Source organism: Qipengyuania algicida (assembly GCF_009828025.1).
In the GTDB taxonomy this organism is placed as follows: domain Bacteria; phylum Pseudomonadota; class Alphaproteobacteria; order Sphingomonadales; family Sphingomonadaceae; genus Qipengyuania; species Qipengyuania algicida.
In genome coordinates, this window is the sequence record NZ_WTYA01000008.1 from 157,378 (window position 1) to 174,347 (window position 16,970).

Genomic DNA, 16,970 nt, shown 5'->3' on the forward strand with positions numbered 1-16,970 from the left:
GATGCGGAAGGCCTGATGTCGCCGAAAATCTTGATTTCAAAAAGTGCCGTTGCCGCAGTGGTCAGCGACCCGCGACTACCAGATAATCCAATTGTTGCTTGCAACGAGGCCTTCATTTGGCTGACTGGATTTGAACACGCTGAAGTAATCGGCCGCAATTGTCGTTTCCTGCGCGGCGAAAAGACCGAACCCCAAAAGACTGAATTGCTCCGCCAAGCGATCCAGGAGCGGCGTCCAGCGATGGTAGAATTGGTCAACTATCGAAAGGATGGCAGCAAATTTCGTAATGCCGTGATGATAGCGCCGCTGTTTGATGACGATGGAAGCTTACAGTACTTTCTGGGATCGCAAATCGCGATCGACGATGGGCAAGAAATCCGACGGCAGAAGGCACGAAGCAAGATCGGCAGTCTAAGCAACCGCCAGAGACAAATCATAGAATTTCTGGTCAAGGGGCAGCTGAACAAGCAGATCGCCCACGAGCTAGGCCTGACTGAACGCACGATAAAGATGCACCGGGCCGCTCTGCTGAAGTCTCTTGATGTACGAACCGTGGCTGAGGCGATCAGAATCGCCGTAGAGGCAGGTCTTTGATGATACTCAATTTGTCCGATTGACAGCAAATTTGGCTGAATAACTCAAGGATGAGTTGCTTGCGCGGAACGACCGAGCGCATGCTGGCAAACTTGTGCTAGTTTCCTTCTCTAGTGGACTCCATCTCGAGTACTGAGTCGGCACTCCGTCGTAGAGACTGCTTTTCTTTCCGGACCGCCTTTCCTATCGCCGATTGACTACAGCACGTCGTCCCCGATCCGAAGGGCATGATCGATCATGAGAGAAGCCCTCTGATACTGTGTGTATAACGCTTCTTGCTCAGCGCGGAAATGCGTCCCTTGGGACAGATTGCATCTGATTTTGCCAAGGATAAATCGACGTCATGAGCATGCCCAAAACTGCTATCGTCATCGGATCCGGATTTGGCGGTCTTGCATTGGCTATTCGGCTCCAAAGTGCCGGAATAGCTACAACGATCGTCGAAGCTCGCGACAAGCCCGGCGGTCGGGCCTACGCATGGAAGGGGGACGGATATATATTCGACGCCGGTCCCACGGTCATTACCGACCCCCAATCCCTCGAGGAACTATGGATGTTGTCCGGCAGCAGCATGGCGAACGATGTTGAACTGCTCCCGGTCAATCCCTTCTACCGTTTGGTTTGGAATGATGGAACGGACTTTGACTATTCGAACGTAGCGGCTCTACTGAACTTGGAAATAGCCCGACTCGATCCGAGCGATGTTGAAGGTTATGCCCGTTTTCTTGAATTTTCGAAGGCCGTTTATGAGACGGGCTACGTAAAGCTGGGATCAGTTCCGTTCCTCAACTTCGGGTCGATGCTTAAGGCAGCGCCGGCACTCGTGCGGCACCAAGCTTGGCGTTCAGTTTATTCGATAGTCTCTAGCTTCGTGCGGAACGAGAAACTGCGTCAGGTGCTGTCATTTCATACTTTGCTCGTCGGAGGCAATCCGATGAAGACCAGCAGTGTATATGCTCTCATCCACCAACTTGAAAAAACTGGTGGCGTATGGTTTGCGAGGGGAGGGACGAATTCGCTGGTAAATGGGATGGTCGCGCTCTTCGAAAGGCTTGGCGGTACCCTAATACTAGCCGAGCCGGTTGTTCGACTAGAGCATGCCGGTCGGTGCATAACTGGTGTAGTTACATCTGCCGGTAAGGCATGGACCGCTGATATTGTGGCAACCAATGGTGATCTTGTACAAAGCTATTCCCTCATTGCGGGATCTGACTATGCACGCCGCAAGGTAAGGTCGCTGCGTCGCAAGCGGTTCTCGCCCAGCCTGTTCGTCGTCCACTTCGGATTAAATGGCTACTTCCCTGAAATCGCACACCACACAATCCTGTTTTCTGATCGCTATAAGCCGCTTCTAGACGACATCTACCGGCACGGCCATCTTCCCGAAGACCCGTCGCTTTACCTGCACCATCCCAGTGCAACCGATCCTGAAATGGCGCCCTCCGGTAAGTCCGCTTTCTATGCTCTCGCGCCTGTTCCACACTTGGGCCGCGCGCCGGTGGATTGGAAGATTGAGGGACCGCGCTACCGTGACATTGTCCTGAAGCGGATTCAGAATGTTCTGATCCCCGACCTCCACAAGCAATTGGACGTATGTTTTCATTACACGCCGAGCGATTTTGCCCAGGACCTGGGAGCTCACTTGGGTAGCGCCTTCAGCCTCGAGCCAGTTCTGACCCAAAGTGCTTGGTTCAGAGCACACAATCGCGATGATTATTTTTCCAATCTCTACTTTGTCGGTGCCGGAACCCATCCGGGTGCAGGCATTCCCGGTGTAATTGCAAGTGCTAAGGCAACGGCCAGTCTGATCCTTTGATCCAGTAACACCATCCCATAACCGCATTTGGCGATCAGTCGGTGAATGGCCTTGAGATTGCTGAACGCTATCTGGTGTAAGTTAGCTTGAGCAATCCGAGATCTGTATCAGCAACGTTCAAAGCCGCCTTAACTTGCAAGTTCAACCAAGATTTCATTGCGACGCATGAATGGCAATGTCCAAGGCGGATTGTAGAAAGCGTACTCAGGTGAGTTTGCAGATTCCAGCCCGTTTTCGGATATGAATTGCCTTAACTCTGCCTCGTGATTTTTTAGAGAAGTTTTCCCGGCCAACCCTGAGAAGCGGATTGCAGCAAAGCGCTTTTCCGGAACTTGGACAAGCACGACTTGAGAATTAACGGGTTGGGGCAGAGACTCCATTCTATATTTGGAAGGCATCACAAATCGCACTTTCCACAAGTTTCCCTCAGCCTGCTGAGTAACGGGCGCAGTCATCGCAATCGAATGACTCGACTGCTGCGTGACAGGTGCGGTCATCGCAACTTTCTCTGAAGATCTGTTACTTCCGAAGATGTAATCAGCAATGATACGAAATCCGCGTTGTATTGCTTCTTCGCGATCCCCTTCAACGGTTGTCTCTGCCACGATCATCGGCGCGTAGCTGCGAACTTCGATGTTGCCCGTCTTGCTGATCAACTCATAATCGGGTGTTTCGACATCGCTACCTAAAATGCTCCAAGAAATTGCTGCCAACCCGGCCAAGCTGGCTCCAGTCAGAAGGACTAACTTTTTCCGCATCTTCGTGAGCTTTCTTGAAAGTGAGAGGTTGGAGGCTGACATATAGGACTGACCATTGAACAACTTGTACTTGAATCAATTGTTCCACACACGCCTACGGGGGCGCGTTGAACTAAATACCGACACCGATAAATGATTACCATTCACTGTATGATAGGCCCTTCATGGCTGTAATCAGAGATTTGGCGCTTAGTCAAAATGTGACCGCAAGCTGGTCAGTCGAGCAATATTTAGCCAAAAAATTCAATTAAAAGTCAGACAATCTCATCAGTGTCTCGCGATGAAAAATAGTCAGAACGGATTACCTCCACATCCGACAAGAAGGTTACTCCAGCATTCTGTTCAAATAGATGTGAAAGCCCTACTGCAGCTTCGTTTATAGCTTTGTTGCTTCCAACACCTAAAAACATCACTAATCCGGTCTTATCATTGAAGATAGACTTGCCTTCGTGGAAACCGCTGTGGCCCATACCAGACACATCGCGGATAATGCTCCAGCCAGCGATACCGGCAGCCCTCAAGATGTCTTCAACTAGCTCACGATCCTCGGCATGTACCACCACTTCAATCTTGCGGCGTCGATGCAGTTGTAGCTCAGAATTGGTGTCATTTTTCATGTATTGCTCTCCAGATTATGCGGTGATGGAAAACGGGCTGCTACCTTCCTGTGAAGGCACCCCGCGCGGGCTCCACCGGCGCGCCTTTCCGGTTTCAGGATCAATTACGATTAGTTGGACCCAGGCGTTTTCGAACAGGCGAGTCAGCACTTCATTGCTTTCGACGATTGCCTTAACCCGTTTGGGCGGCGCCACGACTATTGTCAGCAGGCGCCGCGGGACATGGTATGGCGCGCCGTCGTCGGCAAATAGCGATTGACGCGGCAGTCCAATCTGAAGGTCGCCGCGGTTGCCCTGGAGCACTCCTACGCCTCCGACCACATTGTGCGTAGTCTTGTCTCCGGAGCCGTAGCGTGTGTTGTCGATGGTCGAAAACAGATACTGACAATTTATCCATTGCGCGACGATCATCGGGGCTGTGAGGATAGTGGTCAAAGCAGTCCCATCCTTATCCGCTTTCCAATCGTAGCTGTGAAGGAATGCTCTGCCGTCGAGGTCAATCTCGCGCGTTACATCTCGCGAACTGACAATAAACGCAGCATTGCCGGCTAGTCCCCATTCGGGTCGAATCTCGGCCCAGTGCTCCGCCCCCTTCATCAAATCGTCAGCCGACCGGCCGAGCTTTTCTGCTCTACGCGTCCTATTTGATGCGCCTGCGCGCGCTAAGCTATTGGTCAACTTTTCAAGATCGGGCTGGTGGCTCGTAGGAATCGATTGGCGATCGAAGATAATGACTTCGTCAGTAGTGGTATTGTGTTCAGCGGCGAGGAACCACGTTGTTTCTGGAAGTACAATGCCTGTTGCCGCAAGAGCATCGCGAACCTCATGATCGTTGAGGATAGCCGCGAGGATGCGAGCGTTGGAGCCACCGGAATGCCCTCCACAGGCACCACAATCGAGCGCAGATGCATAAGGATTGTTGACGGCCCTGCCGCCATGCCCCGTCAGGACCACCAATCGGGCGGTTTCACTCGGCATGCCAGTCAGTTTGAACAGGGTAGTAGCGTATCCAACCTTGTCTTCTAGAGTGAAGGGCCTGTGGCCATTATCACCACAACAGCTGCCGACATCGGGCGCAATGATCTCGCTCTGGTCAGGACCAAAGCCCGATAAAGCGCGCTTCGTTGCTTGTGGCAACAAGGTGCGGGCGATCATGACCATCGCGCCGAGCGGACCCATTGCTTCTGCAGTCGCAAAGGTAGTGGACGTGCCCAACTTTGCGGCATTGAATAGCTGACCTGCTCGCGCGTCGCGCGCATTGGCTCTGACAAGCTTGCGAGCCAGAGATTCTCTACCGGGGACTATCGCTTCCTGTACTTCGTGTTGCGGCGTCAGCAGAACCGGTAATAGCTTCTTTCTACGATCATCTTGGAACGACTTCAGTGATATCGGTAAGCCAAAGAATCCGGCATAGCCAAAGGTCTGGTAATTTCCCTCAGCTTCCAGTGCCCGACGGAAGGGTTCGGACCTAACATCGATACAAAACACCAGCTGCGCGTCGGCCTCGATCTTATTAAGACCGTGTAGAACGCTTTTTTGGAGCTTGGGAACCAACGAATTGGCGTAGCTCCACTCTGCAGCCTGCATAAAGATTGCGCCAAGCTCATCTTCGGTCATCGCCGCGATCTGATTGAAGCGCTTAGCCTGTGTATCCTTGAGCGTTACCGGATCGAAATTGAAATGGCGGGCGAGCGAGGGGAAGTTTTCGACCTCAGCTGCAGGTTTACTGACTTGTGAGAGGCTACCGGCACGCTCGATCAAGAACCACAGAGCGAGAAGATCGGCCATCGAAGCTGGTGCGTTCTTGGCAAAATCCTGTTCGGCATGTTCGCGCCGCCAACGGATATGTCCGGCCCAGCCTGGCAGTCTCACAACGAGACTTCTGAGATATTCGAGATCACCTCTATTCTGATCGGTCACTGCAAGTCCCTCGGCGATAGCTTCCAGCGGGTCCCGCGGAACTGTCAGAAGCAATTTCTTTCCTGCAGCGCCTGTAAGTTGGTTGTAATCACGATCTTTGCTCGCCATCGCAAGGACAGCTCGATACAGGCCGAGTTCGCGATGTGGCATCGGAACGGCCGCCAGCCCCTGATCGAAGAATGCAGCGCACCACTTGGCGATGAACGCGGCATCGAGTGGCAACCTGTCGACTGTCTCCGGCTGTTTTGGCGTTTCGATTTCGATAAGGCGGACCATCAGCACGTCCAGCGCGGTGGCTCCAGGTACGATTGTTGCCAGCGCATCATATATGCCGCCCAGATGCCGGATCGCTGCATCGCGCAGCGTATCATAGTCTATTTCCTCACGCTCCATCAGCTGGCGCCAGGCAGGAAGGGGAAGGCTCTTTCGTGCGCCAAACTGCTTGGCTGCCTTGCTGACAGCATCGGCGAATGGCAGGTCCTCAAAAGCAGCCAGCGGGTTGACCGCGATAGCGCTCTCAAGCGGCCACAGCGGTGACACGCTGCGCGAGGCGAGACCAACCAGTCCTGCGACTTCCGAGCGAGTGAGGATTCGGTCCATGGATGCAGTGGAGTGCAACTTGTTCATGGCGAAGTTTCCTTTCGATACTCAGCGCAGGGCGCCAGAATTAAGCAGGTGAACGTAAAGCCCTGACGAGAGCGGCTTGCGCGCAACGAAGCGGCCCCGTTGCCATAGCCAACTGGCTAGGAATGCAGAGAGAAGAGCGAGAAGCGTCCATGGACCGAGCAGATCCGGCCCGTCGTGCCCCATAGCCTCACGTGCAAGCATAAAGCCGCCGATATTGAATGAGACTAGGACAATGATGAGAGCTACTAGCCATAACCGGGTCGTTCTGAGAATTTTGATGCCTCCAATGCTTGTTAAGGTAGCAGCGGCGGTCACCATGCCGAGTGTCAGTGGGATAACCTCTCCGTTGGTTTGACCTGAGAAAACTGCAAGCCCGGCACCGACTACTGCGAGTCCCGCTATTACGCCGGCGCAACGATGGCTGATAAGGTTGGAGTGCTTATTGCTGGTCATGCCGATCGCAGAGCCGGAGCCAAGGAAAAGCCACGCCTTAAACAGACCATGTGCTACCAGGTGCCACAGCGCTGCAGAATAGGCCCCGAGGCCACAACTCATAATCATGAAGCCCATCTGGGCGATCGTGGAACCGGCGATGGATCCCTTGATATCGGACCGCACTACCATCACGCCGATGCCCCAAACGGCAGCTATCAGGCCAAGTGTCACCGCCGTATAGCGAGAAAGCGGAGCGGCTTCGAACAGCGGCGCAAAGCGCAATAACAGGAAGCCTCCCGCGTTGACGAGGCCTGCATGCATCAAGGCTGACACTGGAGTTGGCGCAGTCATAGATGACATCAACCAACCGGAGAATGGAGGTAAGGCGCAGCGCGCGGCGGCAGACGCGATCAAGGCCATAGTCACCAGTGCCAGGATATTGGGCGAAAGCTCCATGCTTCGTTCCAGCGCTGTCGCAAGGTCGAGAGAATTAGCGTGCAGCGCCAAGATGATCAGCGCAGCAACTAGCCCGCTGTCACCGACGAGGAAGGACAAGCATGTCCGTCGCCGGGCGGCCTGTGCTTCAGGCCAGCTGCGGACATGGCCAACAAGTTTTGCCAGCAGCCAGCCACTGGCGCACCAGCCAAGTGCAAATAGCAGCAGGTTGGTGGACAAGACGAACACCAATACCGAAACGACGAGCAAACCCAAAGTCAGGAAGAAGTGGCCTGAATGCGGGTCGCTGCGCATATATCGGCAGGAGAAGGTCGCCGTGAGCGCTCCGACAAACAACGTCAGAGCGGCAAGCGCAAGGGACAGCCCGCTCACATTCAAGATGTCTCCGAACGGCAGGGCGAATAGCCCGCCCCAGAGCAAGGCGACCACCACATGGGAGACTTTCAACCGTCGGTTCGGAACAGTGCCAGCTAACATCGCAACTCCTTTCGGAAGCAGCGCATGGCAAACGATTCATTATTTATGAAACGAATTTCTAAAATATCAACTATTGACATATTAAATGTTTGAGGTAGTACCCGATAATGCCGAGCACTCGCACACTCGATCTCGACCTACTGCGCTGCTTCGTCACTATAGCGGACACAGGTAGCTTTACTCGTGCCGGCGAAAGGCTGGGTCGGACCCAATCGACAGTCAGCCTCCAAATCAAGCGACTGGAGGAGCAAATTGGCCGCACGGTGCTACAGCGAACACCAAGATCGATGAGCTTAACCGAGGAGGGAAAGCGGCTGCTCGGCCCTGCGCGGCAGATGCTAAGGCTAAACGATACTACGATAGCTCAATTGTTCGAACCGGACATGAGCGGGAACGTTCGCATCGGCGTGCCAGAGGATTTTGCAACAGCGCATCTGCCATCGGTCCTATCCGATTTTTCTCGTTCGCATCCTTTGGTCGATTTGGAAGTGACCTGTGACTTGACCCTTAACCTGCTCGACAGATTCCACGACGGTGATTTCGACTTAGCTTTGGTAAAGCGGGAGCCCTCTGTGCCGCTTGAAGGGGTTCGGGTCTGGCGCGAACCACTGGTGTGGGTGGCACGCGATGAGCTCTCTGTTAGAGATATGGAGTCCGTACCTTTAGTGGTGTCGCCTAAGCCATGTGTGTATCGTAAACGCGCCACTGATGCACTTGATGCTATAGGGCGGTGCTGGCGTGTATCCTATACTTCGACCAGCCTTTCAGGCAGCCTCTTAGCGGTGAGTGAAGGTTTGGGAATTACCGTTCTTCCCCGGGAAATGGTCCCGGAAAGTCTTATTCCAATCACGGGTGACCTCGATTTGCCGCCCCTTCACGACACTGAGATGGCACTCATTGAGGCACCTGGACTGTCGGACACAGCACACCGTCTTGGTCAGCATATTGTCGCTGCGCTTGAGCGTAGCCGATAAGCAGACCCTTACTTTTGCTCGGTGTCTTTTTCAAACTTCAAATTTGAAGCTAGCAAGTGCCCATGACCTGCCCCCCGAGAAGTGGCCCACGCTGAGAGTTAGGATTTCGGGTCTTTACGGCTTGAAAGAAGCTGATGAATGGCACGGAAGAGATACACGCCTAAACAGATTATCACGATGCTGCGAGAGGCCGAAGATCGGTTGTCGCAGGGTGAGAAGGTTGGCGCGATCAGCCGGTCACTTGGGATCTCGGAGCAGAGCTACTACCGTTGGCGCCGCGAGTATGGCGGCTTAAAGGTCAGCCAGGCGAGGCGATTGAAGGATCTCGAGAAGGAGAACCAGCGACTAAGGAAGGCTGTGTCTGATCTAACACTGGATGCGTTGATCCTGAAGGAGGTCGTCGAGGGAAAGTACTAAGCCCTTCACGACGTCGGCTGGCCATCGATCATGTGCAGGAGGCATTGGGTGTACCATCATGGCCAGCGGTCAAATGTTCGACCGCACAAACAGGCCGGACAGAAGACTGTACCCGACCAAAACGCCAAACCCTCAAATCACCACTTGCAACGCGGGAGCCATCCACAGAGGACATGAATGTGGCTGCTGCCTGTCATGACCAAGCTTCCAAATCGAGGGGCTTGATCGTCACATTCGGCCGGGGTGATTTGATCTGCAAAAGCAGCCAATGGCTCGGCGACAAAGCCAACGCACTTCAATTGCGCGGAACAGGAAAATCGGTCAGCGTTTCCCAGGAACCAAGGCCGATGAAGATGTGGCCAACCATCATTGAAGCCAGCATAACCAGCAAAAGCACCCACACCAAAATCACGCCACTTGTCATTCTCCAGCTTTTCGGCGGCAGACCCTGGACAAGAAACATGACGATGCCTGCTACATTCACGCACACGAGGTTCAACGCGAACAGGAACAGCGCGCTGAACCCTGCCCCGGGAAATCCGGCACCTGAATAGATGCCTGCCGCAGTCAAAGGCGGGACAAGAGCTACTGCGATCATCACCCCGACCAGCGCGAGCGACGCCCCGCGACTGAACGCAAGGACGCCGGAAGCTCCACAGGCCAGCGCAAGGGCAATGTCTGAAGGCTGGACGAGAGTCCGGCTTTTCAGTTCGGGGGCAAGCGGGTCAATGGCCACTGTCATGCCAATCACAACACCCGCCAGAACCGCCAGGACACAGCCAACAATCAAGGTCGCAGCCGACTGCTTGGCGAACCGCCCATTGCCGACCGTGGCCGCCAGCGCCAGTCCCATCGTCGGACCAAGCAGCGGAGCGATGATCATGGCGCCGATAACAACAGCAACTTGCCCGCTTTGCATACCGAGGCCAGCGATGATGGCCGACAAGGTGACTGTCAGCATGAAGGATGGGCGCAGATGCAGGCTTGCTGCGATGTCGTCGTAAAGTTCGTCGGTGCTAAGGCGATCGCGGCTAAAGAACCGTTCGAGCCGCGTCGGGGGTGACAGGTCTTCGCAAAGGCGCAACTCTGTCGCAGGGGTTTCTTCTACCGGCGGCATGACAGCTTCAAGTTTTGCGACATATGCGGCGAAAGATGGTATGTTGGAAAAAGCATCTGCAAGATCAGCGAGTAATCGCTCAGTATAGCGTTGCTGAACAAGGCACGTGTATTTTTCCTGTGAACCAGGCACCGTCTCACGCCAGAAACGCCTTGTATGACGAAGCAAAATCGTTTCGAGAATTTCGATCTGATTTTCAGGAAGGTATATCTGGACGAATCTGGCAGCCATTTATACACTCCTGTATATGCATGTGCCGCATCAGATTAGCATTTAAGAGGATTCAGATCATCAAGACTTATTTCCTTTGATTTATTTCAAAGACTGATCTGGATTTTATGCTACCCTCCCGCCCAATCGTGCCGACTGACATAGAGACAGAAAGCCGCTCAGTTGAGCTTGGAGGGAACGCAAATGAAGATTGCACACGGAACCCTGGTGGTGGTGGCTGATGGCACCAGGCTGCTGCTGTTCAGAAACGAGGGGGATCGGAAATATGCCGTCCTCGAAACTCTCACACACCAGCAACAGGACAATCCTGCCACCCATGAGCAAGGCACTGACACACCCGGCCGCACACATTCTCGCATAGGCGCCTCAAGCAGCAGTTACGACGAGACCGACTGGCATCAGCAAGCCGAAGATAGTTTCGCACAGCATGCAGCAGCCACCCTTGAAAAAATGGCAATCACCGCTCCCGATGCCGGAATCATTGTCATTGTCATCGCCGCGCCAAGAACGCTTGGTGAGCTGCGCAAGCACTATGGCCGTGAAACGGCCGAACGCTTGATTGCAGAAATCGACAAGGATATTGCAGGCCATACAACGGATGATGTGATTGAGACGATTGCTGCGCACGAAGCAGCTTGAAGCTCTCGCCTCCGCCGAGAGCTGCTCTAGTGCCCGGCACGGGTTTCTGCGAATCATATTGCCGCTTCGCCTATCCCCAACATTGCAGCAGATTAGGTCACTCCAGGCGCTGCCGAAAGCCGGCCGTTCATTGTCGTATCAGCCCGCATGAATGAATGGCAGGTTTCGACGATCAAGATCGAAACATTTGATTGTCCCCCGTCAGCGCCTATGGCACAGATTTGAGGTTGTGATTTAAGGAGGATTTGGGCTTCGTCGTAGTGACGAAGGAACGAAGATGAATCCCAAATCCTCTAGCTCCAAGAAGCCTGCCGAGCAGGTGTTTAAGGACATCCTCCGAAGGACCCGTCGGCACTTCTCCGCTGAGGACAAGATCCGCATCGTGCTCGAAGGCCTGCGCGGCGATGATTCCATTGCCTAGCTGCGCCGTAAGGAAGGCATTGCGCAGAGCCTGTATTAAGCGGCCTTCCGGTGATACGCTCTTGATCGTCAAAACCGGCCATTCGTTCAGCGAGCTAACGTAATTCTTGAACATCCTGTTTCACGGCCGTCAACCGCCAGTCTTTTAAATTGGCTGCCGACTAATTTTGCGTGGTGGATCGCAGCCTTTCTCGAGTAGCTGTCGCATTTCGTTGGTGCTGTCTTTGTCCCAGTCAGACAACTCGCCCTTTGCATCCAGAGCTTGCCAAATCTCGTAGGCTTCCTTCCACAGGCGACAGGCTCCGGCATAGTCACCGCCATTATGGTGATTGGTTCCGCCGGTTCTCAGAACTTCGGCGAGAGAACGTCGGGCTCCTGATACATTCTCAGAGATCTCGACTTTCTTGCGATTCAATTCGATGATCTTGTCGGTGAGAGCATAACTCGCCCTATAGTCACCCCGATCTGCAAGGAGTTGTGCATCGACTTCGGCAACCGTGGAATACAATTTGATCATATCCGCGTCGCCGGGATTTCGCTCCTGAAGACCGGAAACGAGTTGCATAGCTCGCCCAATTTCTCGCCGCGCCTGTTTGGGTCGTTGCGCAGTTCGATCGAGCACAGCACTGTACCATAGTGCGACAATCAAGCCTCGGGCTTTGCGAGGATTCAGCGGGTCGGCCTTATACATTTGCTCGTCCAGCGAAATCGCATGGTCGAGGGCTTTACGAGCCTGAAGTTCGCGGTTCGAATTATGATAACTCTCTGCCAGCAATCTGAAGTTATGAGCTCGAGCTGCCACTGTTTGCGCGGTGATGAAATTAGCAGGCAACTCTGTGGCAAAGCTCTCGGCCCGTTCGTAGAATTCGCTCGCCTTTTCAAATTCATTGTTCCACCCATTCGCGTCCCCTCTAGCCGTCAAGGCCTTGATGAAGGTGCCGGCGGCATCAGGGTTCTTAGCGGCCAGTGGTGATATTACAGCCAGCGCCACATCCGCCAGTTTCCGACCATGATCGATCCTGCCGTTGTTATACATTTCGTCGATTGCCTGGCGCGTAAGCACGTCTGCAAAATCATTGGTCAACACGGGATCTTTTGGGCTGGCCCTGTAGAGCGGCTCAATGATCGCACGCGCTTCTGCTAAAAGTCTTCCGCCCTCCCGAAATCGCCCAAGGCTGGACCCGCTGCTGGTGCCGGTCACATCAGCCAGACGAACATATCCGCGGCCGACTTCTGCACGTACTTCGTTCGGCGCATGTCGATCTTTTGCGAGACTATCGAGATATTGGAGTCCGGATTCAGCGACCATGGCTCTTGCGCGGGTTGAATAGCCCCTAGATTTGTAGACGCTTTCTTTCCTAATTTTGAGGACAGGAGGCGACGATGGGGAAGCCAAATTTCAGTGATGAGTTCAAGCGTGATGCGGTGGCGCAGATCACCGATCGCGGGTATCGTGTACGCCTTGGCAGATCCCTTGCGCGTTCGAGGATGCTCCCTTCTCTAAATCCTCGAATGGGATGCGAAGTAGGAGCGAGCGAGCGACGCCGTTTTCTCTAAGGTTCGCTGTGATCGGAAAGCGAACGAGTGGCCCGCGATACGAACGCGCTGACATCGCTGGCGAATTGTTCGGGCTCGTCTGCAAACATAAAATGCCCAGAGTTTGGATAGACGAGGACGCGGCCATCTTTCAGCTTTGCTGCAAGCGTACGTTGAGGCCCCAGAGCAGTCTGAAAGTCGTGGCCGCCAGCTATAAACAGCACAGGCATGGACAGCCGTTCAGGCCGGTCGAAGCGATAGTCCATGAAGCCCTGGGCAGAGAGCGCCTCTCCTAACTGGCCACTGTTGGCGAGCGAAGGGATATGGTCGAGCCAGTTCACGCGTTCGCGCACGATGCGGTTCGGAAACATGTTGTCGTCAAAGAAGGCCTGGCGCTGCTTGTCGCCAAAGACCGCAAATGGATTGCATTTGCGCCCCGACTCCCGTGCCTTCACCGCCTTTGCGTAAAGCTCGGGATGAACGGACTTTAGCCGATCGCAAAGGTTATCGATAGCAGCCGGGAGGTCCGGCACCGCGCCCGTAAGAATTAATGCGGCGACATGGTCGGGATGGTCCGCCGCATAGTCCAGCGCGATAGTCGTTCCGGCGCTATGGGCGAGCAGCACGATCTTGTCCACGCCCAGTTCGTGGCGCACCAAATCGACGTCTGCTTCCAGCAGATGCATAGAGTAGAATTTCGACCCACTTGGTCTTTCGGATCTGCCGGATCCGCGCTGGTCAAGATAGACCATGTGCAGCCGACGCTCGAGTGCGGGACCGCCAAGAGCTTGCATCACCTGGCTGCCCTCTCCTGGACCGCCATGAAGGAATACGACAGGGATCCCGGCATCTTGGCCCGCTACTCGATACCAAAGCTCTATTCCATCCTGAGTCCGGATCTGGTGTGCGCCCATGGCCCCGCCCGGCGGCGAAGCGGCGACGAGGCCGAACATCGTAAGAACAAGGAACAAGCGAACCGTGAGTGGCATACGCAGTTCGATCAACTGACATAATCCTAAGACAGAGGAATCGCCCCCAACTAAATTCGCGAGCAGGCGGACTTCTGAAGCGTTGGGCTGTCTTAGCCGTCAGGCGCCACCCGGGTCGGAAAAGTTCTGCCAGCGCCACAACAGAGTCGATAAACGGCCCTCGCCCGCGACCTGCTCAGCTCGACTCGCCTCGACATGGAGGCGATCGCGAAACGGGCTGGCTTCAGCTCTCCCAGACAGTTGCGCCGCGCTTGGCGCCATTACTGCTCAATTCCGCCACGAGAACTGCGCCAGCAACTACACACCGCAGGCTGACCTGGGCCGCGCTCGGCCCTATTGGCGAACGAACGCAGGCAGCATTTTGCCGTATCGCCATTCAGCAGTAGCCCGTATTACTGCTGATGAGCAACTCACACGACCTTGCTGAAAGCTACCGGTCATTCATACCGACCCTGGTGTAGGAGATTAGGCGAAAATCTTTGGTTCGCGCAGCGCGCAGCCTATGGGCGGCTATGTGCCAATGTTCATGATCTGCGGTGCGGCTTATCTTGTAGCACCGGCATGGATCCAGCTCTTAGTTCCCAATCTTGCTTCTGCGGAGACAGCGAGGATATCGGACTAACCCTAGAGCGCGGGGACAAATTTCTGACCTGATTGAACGTCATCTTTCGGTAATGTGCGGTATAGAGCTGAATAACCGGAATGTTGGGGCTAGCGGACGTCGCGAGCCATTTTCTCATCGGCCGGAAGTGGGCCGGTTCCGGACTGGCGGCTTTTGGTAGGCTGCCGGCGGAACGCCGCCATTCGGGCGAGACAATGATCGGGGCCGCAGTCGCCGACAAGGCAATCATTTAGTTGCCCAATTCGCGCTGTCGAAAGCGGCCCTACATTCACCTACAGCGGATGAGCACCGCTCGGCCGAAATAGGACCCACAATTTGTGGCCTAAACGGCGCATATATTGTGGGGACTGCCATTAAGCTGCCCGCCCATTCGTGGACGCCAAATATTGAAGTGCGCCGCTGGCGGCCGCCCACAATATGACAGCATTTCCCAACCCGGTCACGAAGTCGCGTGGGTTCCGTCCCGATGAGCGTGCAGAAAGAAAGCAGGCACTTGCAGAGGTGAAAACCATGCCGGCAGAAATGGCAAGAAACCTTCGGGACCCTGTTGCCGACCACAGCCCAATGAAATGTAATCCCACGATGACGCCAATGGTTTGTAGGAAATACGACTGCAATCCGAATTTCGGCAACACGATGGACGCGAGATAAGTCGCTCCGACTTCTAACGCCACGGCGATCCACTATGCCTTAGCCCGGAATAGGTTTTGGCTAGACTCAACTGAGCACTGAAACCAAATCCAGCATATCAGTATGGTGGTGAAAAGCGCATTAAAGGCAAGGGCAATGGACTGAGCTCCTTGAGGAAGCGCAATTGTGGCGACAGCCCCCCAAAGTCCGCCGAATTGCAGTCCTATCAATGATGGAACCGGCCTAATGTGACCCGCCTATGCCTTCGCCTGAAATTTCGTTGTTAGGATGCTTCGCGCCAGACGACTAGGTCTGGAATTAGAGTCGGACTCAGCTAGACTCTATGCCGCCAATCCCAGACTGGTTGCTTTCAATGATTCCAACGCAAATAGCTGCCATTGGCGAACTTATCTGTCACCGATCGAAGCATATATTAGTTATGGAGCCAACCTCGTCGGTATACCCAAATTTCCTTCCGTTGACTTGCGAATGGGTTAGCACTTGCGATGGTCACTTCATCAATCATCCACTCAATGAGCTATGAATATCGCCTCAAACTCATCATTTGCGATGACTATATTCTAAGATGGCTCGCTGAGTTAGAGCGCCGTTCAATGGCGACTTTCCCATCGCCTTGCGACCAGACATTCAAAATGCGCGGAGTAGCCCTTGCACCTGCTTGTACAGCAGGCTCCACCTGAGATGCTATTCCGAGTTGCAAACAAGCTCCTCGTAACTTGGCTTCATACATCAGATGGTCTGCCCGGCGTACAAGTTCGTCAACTGCCACAGCTCCTGGCGGAACGACCAATGCTCCAACGCTGCACTTCAGAGGGCAACCTTCAACATCAATTGCGTTCATAGCCTGGTGCAATCTTGAGGCTGTTGTTCTTGCGGCTGCCTCGTCTTTCACGTTCATAAAAACTACGAATTCATCACCGCCCAGCCGGGCAAACATGTCATTGCGACGAATGCTTTTCGATATCGTGCTGCCATAGGCTCGTAAGCAATCATCGCCGGCTGCGTGGCCTCGCGTGTCGTTTGTCTGCTTCAACCCATCAAGGTCAGCATAAATAAGGAGACGCCATCTTTGATCTCCAATACTCGAAGAAGCAAGTTCGAAGAACGCTTTACGATTGAATGCTCCGGTGAGTGCATCACTCCTCGCAAGCCACCATTCCCTTTTGTAGGTACGGCGCGCTCCAGCAATGACGGAGATGACTATGGATAAGGCGAGAAATCGCATTCCCAGATTCCAGGCTAAAGCGATTCCACCATATGGATAAAGATCGAACCCGTTGATGGCGAACGTCAGAACTAAGCAGCTAATGCCAACTATATGCCCAGCTCGCCATCCGAGCGACCAAGCGGCAAAACACATGACAAGCAGATAGACAGGTCCAAACCAAAGGTCTGCCCCCGTTAGCCAATCGGCCAGAGCAGTTGCGGTCGTGCATAGTACTATCAAAGTCCACGCGTGAGCTGGGCGCAGACGCACCATCAGGTCAAAAGCGCGCTGCACGGCGCTGGCTTTCAACGGGGCCATCTGCATTTCGGAAGTCTAAGACCAACTTGTGAAGAGTTCGTTTCGAAAGCAGATCAATCGTTGGCTTGAATCAACCCAGCGGGAGTACTCCCATGTTGTGGCCGCCTTACGATCGCTTTCTTCGTAATTTATAATGGACCGTTTCCGAA

General features: G+C 54.2%; 13 protein-coding genes and 2 pseudogenes. 7 read left to right on the plus strand and 8 right to left on the minus strand.

All coding sequences use genetic code 11. From position 1 onward, the window contains the following. The first annotated feature begins 15 nt into the window (after positions 1 to 15). Both GRI58_RS11435 and GRI58_RS11440 read left to right on the plus strand, forming a co-directional pair. Positions 16 to 594, plus strand: a complete 579-nt coding sequence (locus GRI58_RS11435) for a PAS domain-containing protein (RefSeq protein ID WP_160753734.1) — start codon at positions 16 to 18, stop codon at positions 592 to 594. 349 nt (positions 595 to 943) lie between these two features. Beyond that, the gene (locus GRI58_RS11440; protein ID WP_160753769.1) at positions 944 to 2,410 is read left to right on the plus strand and encodes a phytoene desaturase; all 1,467 of its coding nucleotides are present in this window, start codon (positions 944 to 946) and stop codon (positions 2,408 to 2,410) included. A 128-nt stretch (positions 2,411 to 2,538) separates the two neighbouring features. On the opposite strand, the gene GRI58_RS11445 is transcribed toward GRI58_RS11440, so the two are convergent. From GRI58_RS11445 to GRI58_RS11460, 4 genes are all read right to left on the minus strand, one after another. After that, positions 2,539 to 3,210, minus strand: coding sequence for an SOUL family heme-binding protein (locus tag GRI58_RS11445; RefSeq protein ID WP_202386941.1), 672 nt, complete (start codon positions 3,208 to 3,210; stop codon positions 2,539 to 2,541). Between the two features lie 212 nt (positions 3,211 to 3,422). Continuing rightward, a complete protein-coding gene (locus tag GRI58_RS11450; RefSeq protein ID WP_160753735.1) occupies positions 3,423 to 3,785 on the minus strand; it encodes a P-II family nitrogen regulator in 363 nt (120 codons plus the stop codon). Between the two features lie 15 nt (positions 3,786 to 3,800). Next, positions 3,801 to 6,332, minus strand: a complete 2,532-nt coding sequence (locus GRI58_RS11455; protein ID WP_160753736.1) for a putative inorganic carbon transporter subunit DabA — start codon at positions 6,330 to 6,332, stop codon at positions 3,801 to 3,803. A 21-nt stretch (positions 6,333 to 6,353) separates the two neighbouring features. Further along, positions 6,354 to 7,700 (minus strand): proton-conducting transporter transmembrane domain-containing protein, encoded by a 1,347-nt coding sequence (locus GRI58_RS11460; protein WP_160753737.1) that lies wholly within the window; start codon positions 7,698 to 7,700, stop codon positions 6,354 to 6,356. Positions 7,701 to 7,807: 107 nt separating this feature from the next. Between GRI58_RS11460 and GRI58_RS11465 the strand changes: the two genes are divergently transcribed. Further along, entirely contained in the window at positions 7,808 to 8,674 is an 867-nt protein-coding gene (locus GRI58_RS11465; RefSeq protein ID WP_160753738.1) for a LysR substrate-binding domain-containing protein, read from the plus strand. 138 nt (positions 8,675 to 8,812) lie between these two features. Beyond that, a pseudogene (locus tag GRI58_RS11470) lies at positions 8,813 to 9,144 on the plus strand (transposase); the annotation flags it as partial. Between the two features lie 242 nt (positions 9,145 to 9,386). On the opposite strand, the gene GRI58_RS11475 reads toward GRI58_RS11470, so the two are convergent. Further along, on the minus strand, positions 9,387 to 10,439 hold the full coding sequence (locus GRI58_RS11475; RefSeq protein WP_160753740.1) for a TIGR00341 family protein: 1,053 nt from the start codon (positions 10,437 to 10,439) through the stop codon (positions 9,387 to 9,389). A gap of 183 nt (positions 10,440 to 10,622) precedes the next feature. On the opposite strand from GRI58_RS11475, the gene GRI58_RS11480 reads away from it, so the two are divergent. Together GRI58_RS11480 and GRI58_RS11485 are read left to right on the plus strand one after the other, a co-directional pair. Beyond that, complete coding sequence (locus GRI58_RS11480) at positions 10,623 to 11,078, plus strand: host attachment family protein (RefSeq protein ID WP_160753741.1); 456 nt, start codon at positions 10,623 to 10,625, stop codon at positions 11,076 to 11,078. 277 nt (positions 11,079 to 11,355) lie between these two features. Next, positions 11,356 to 11,496: pseudogene (locus GRI58_RS11485) on the plus strand (IS3 family transposase); the annotation flags it as partial. A gap of 147 nt (positions 11,497 to 11,643) precedes the next feature. Here the strand turns inward: GRI58_RS11485 and GRI58_RS11490 are convergent. Beyond that, the gene (locus tag GRI58_RS11490) at positions 11,644 to 12,807 is read right to left on the minus strand and encodes a hypothetical protein (RefSeq protein ID WP_160753742.1); all 1,164 of its coding nucleotides are present in this window, start codon (positions 12,805 to 12,807) and stop codon (positions 11,644 to 11,646) included. Between the two features lie 244 nt (positions 12,808 to 13,051). Further along, positions 13,052 to 14,038: an alpha/beta fold hydrolase gene (locus GRI58_RS11495; protein ID WP_160753743.1), complete on the minus strand. Its 987-nt coding sequence runs from the start codon at positions 14,036 to 14,038 to the stop codon at positions 13,052 to 13,054. A gap of 156 nt (positions 14,039 to 14,194) precedes the next feature. Between GRI58_RS11495 and GRI58_RS15940 the strand changes: the two genes are divergently transcribed. After that, positions 14,195 to 14,338, plus strand: a complete 144-nt coding sequence (locus GRI58_RS15940; protein ID WP_419957044.1) for a hypothetical protein — start codon at positions 14,195 to 14,197, stop codon at positions 14,336 to 14,338. A 1,511-nt stretch (positions 14,339 to 15,849) separates the two neighbouring features. Here GRI58_RS15940 and GRI58_RS11500 read toward each other — a convergent pair. Next, a complete protein-coding gene (locus tag GRI58_RS11500; protein ID WP_160753744.1) occupies positions 15,850 to 16,812 on the minus strand; it encodes a GGDEF domain-containing protein in 963 nt (320 codons plus the stop codon). Positions 16,813 to 16,970: the final 158 nt, after the last annotated feature.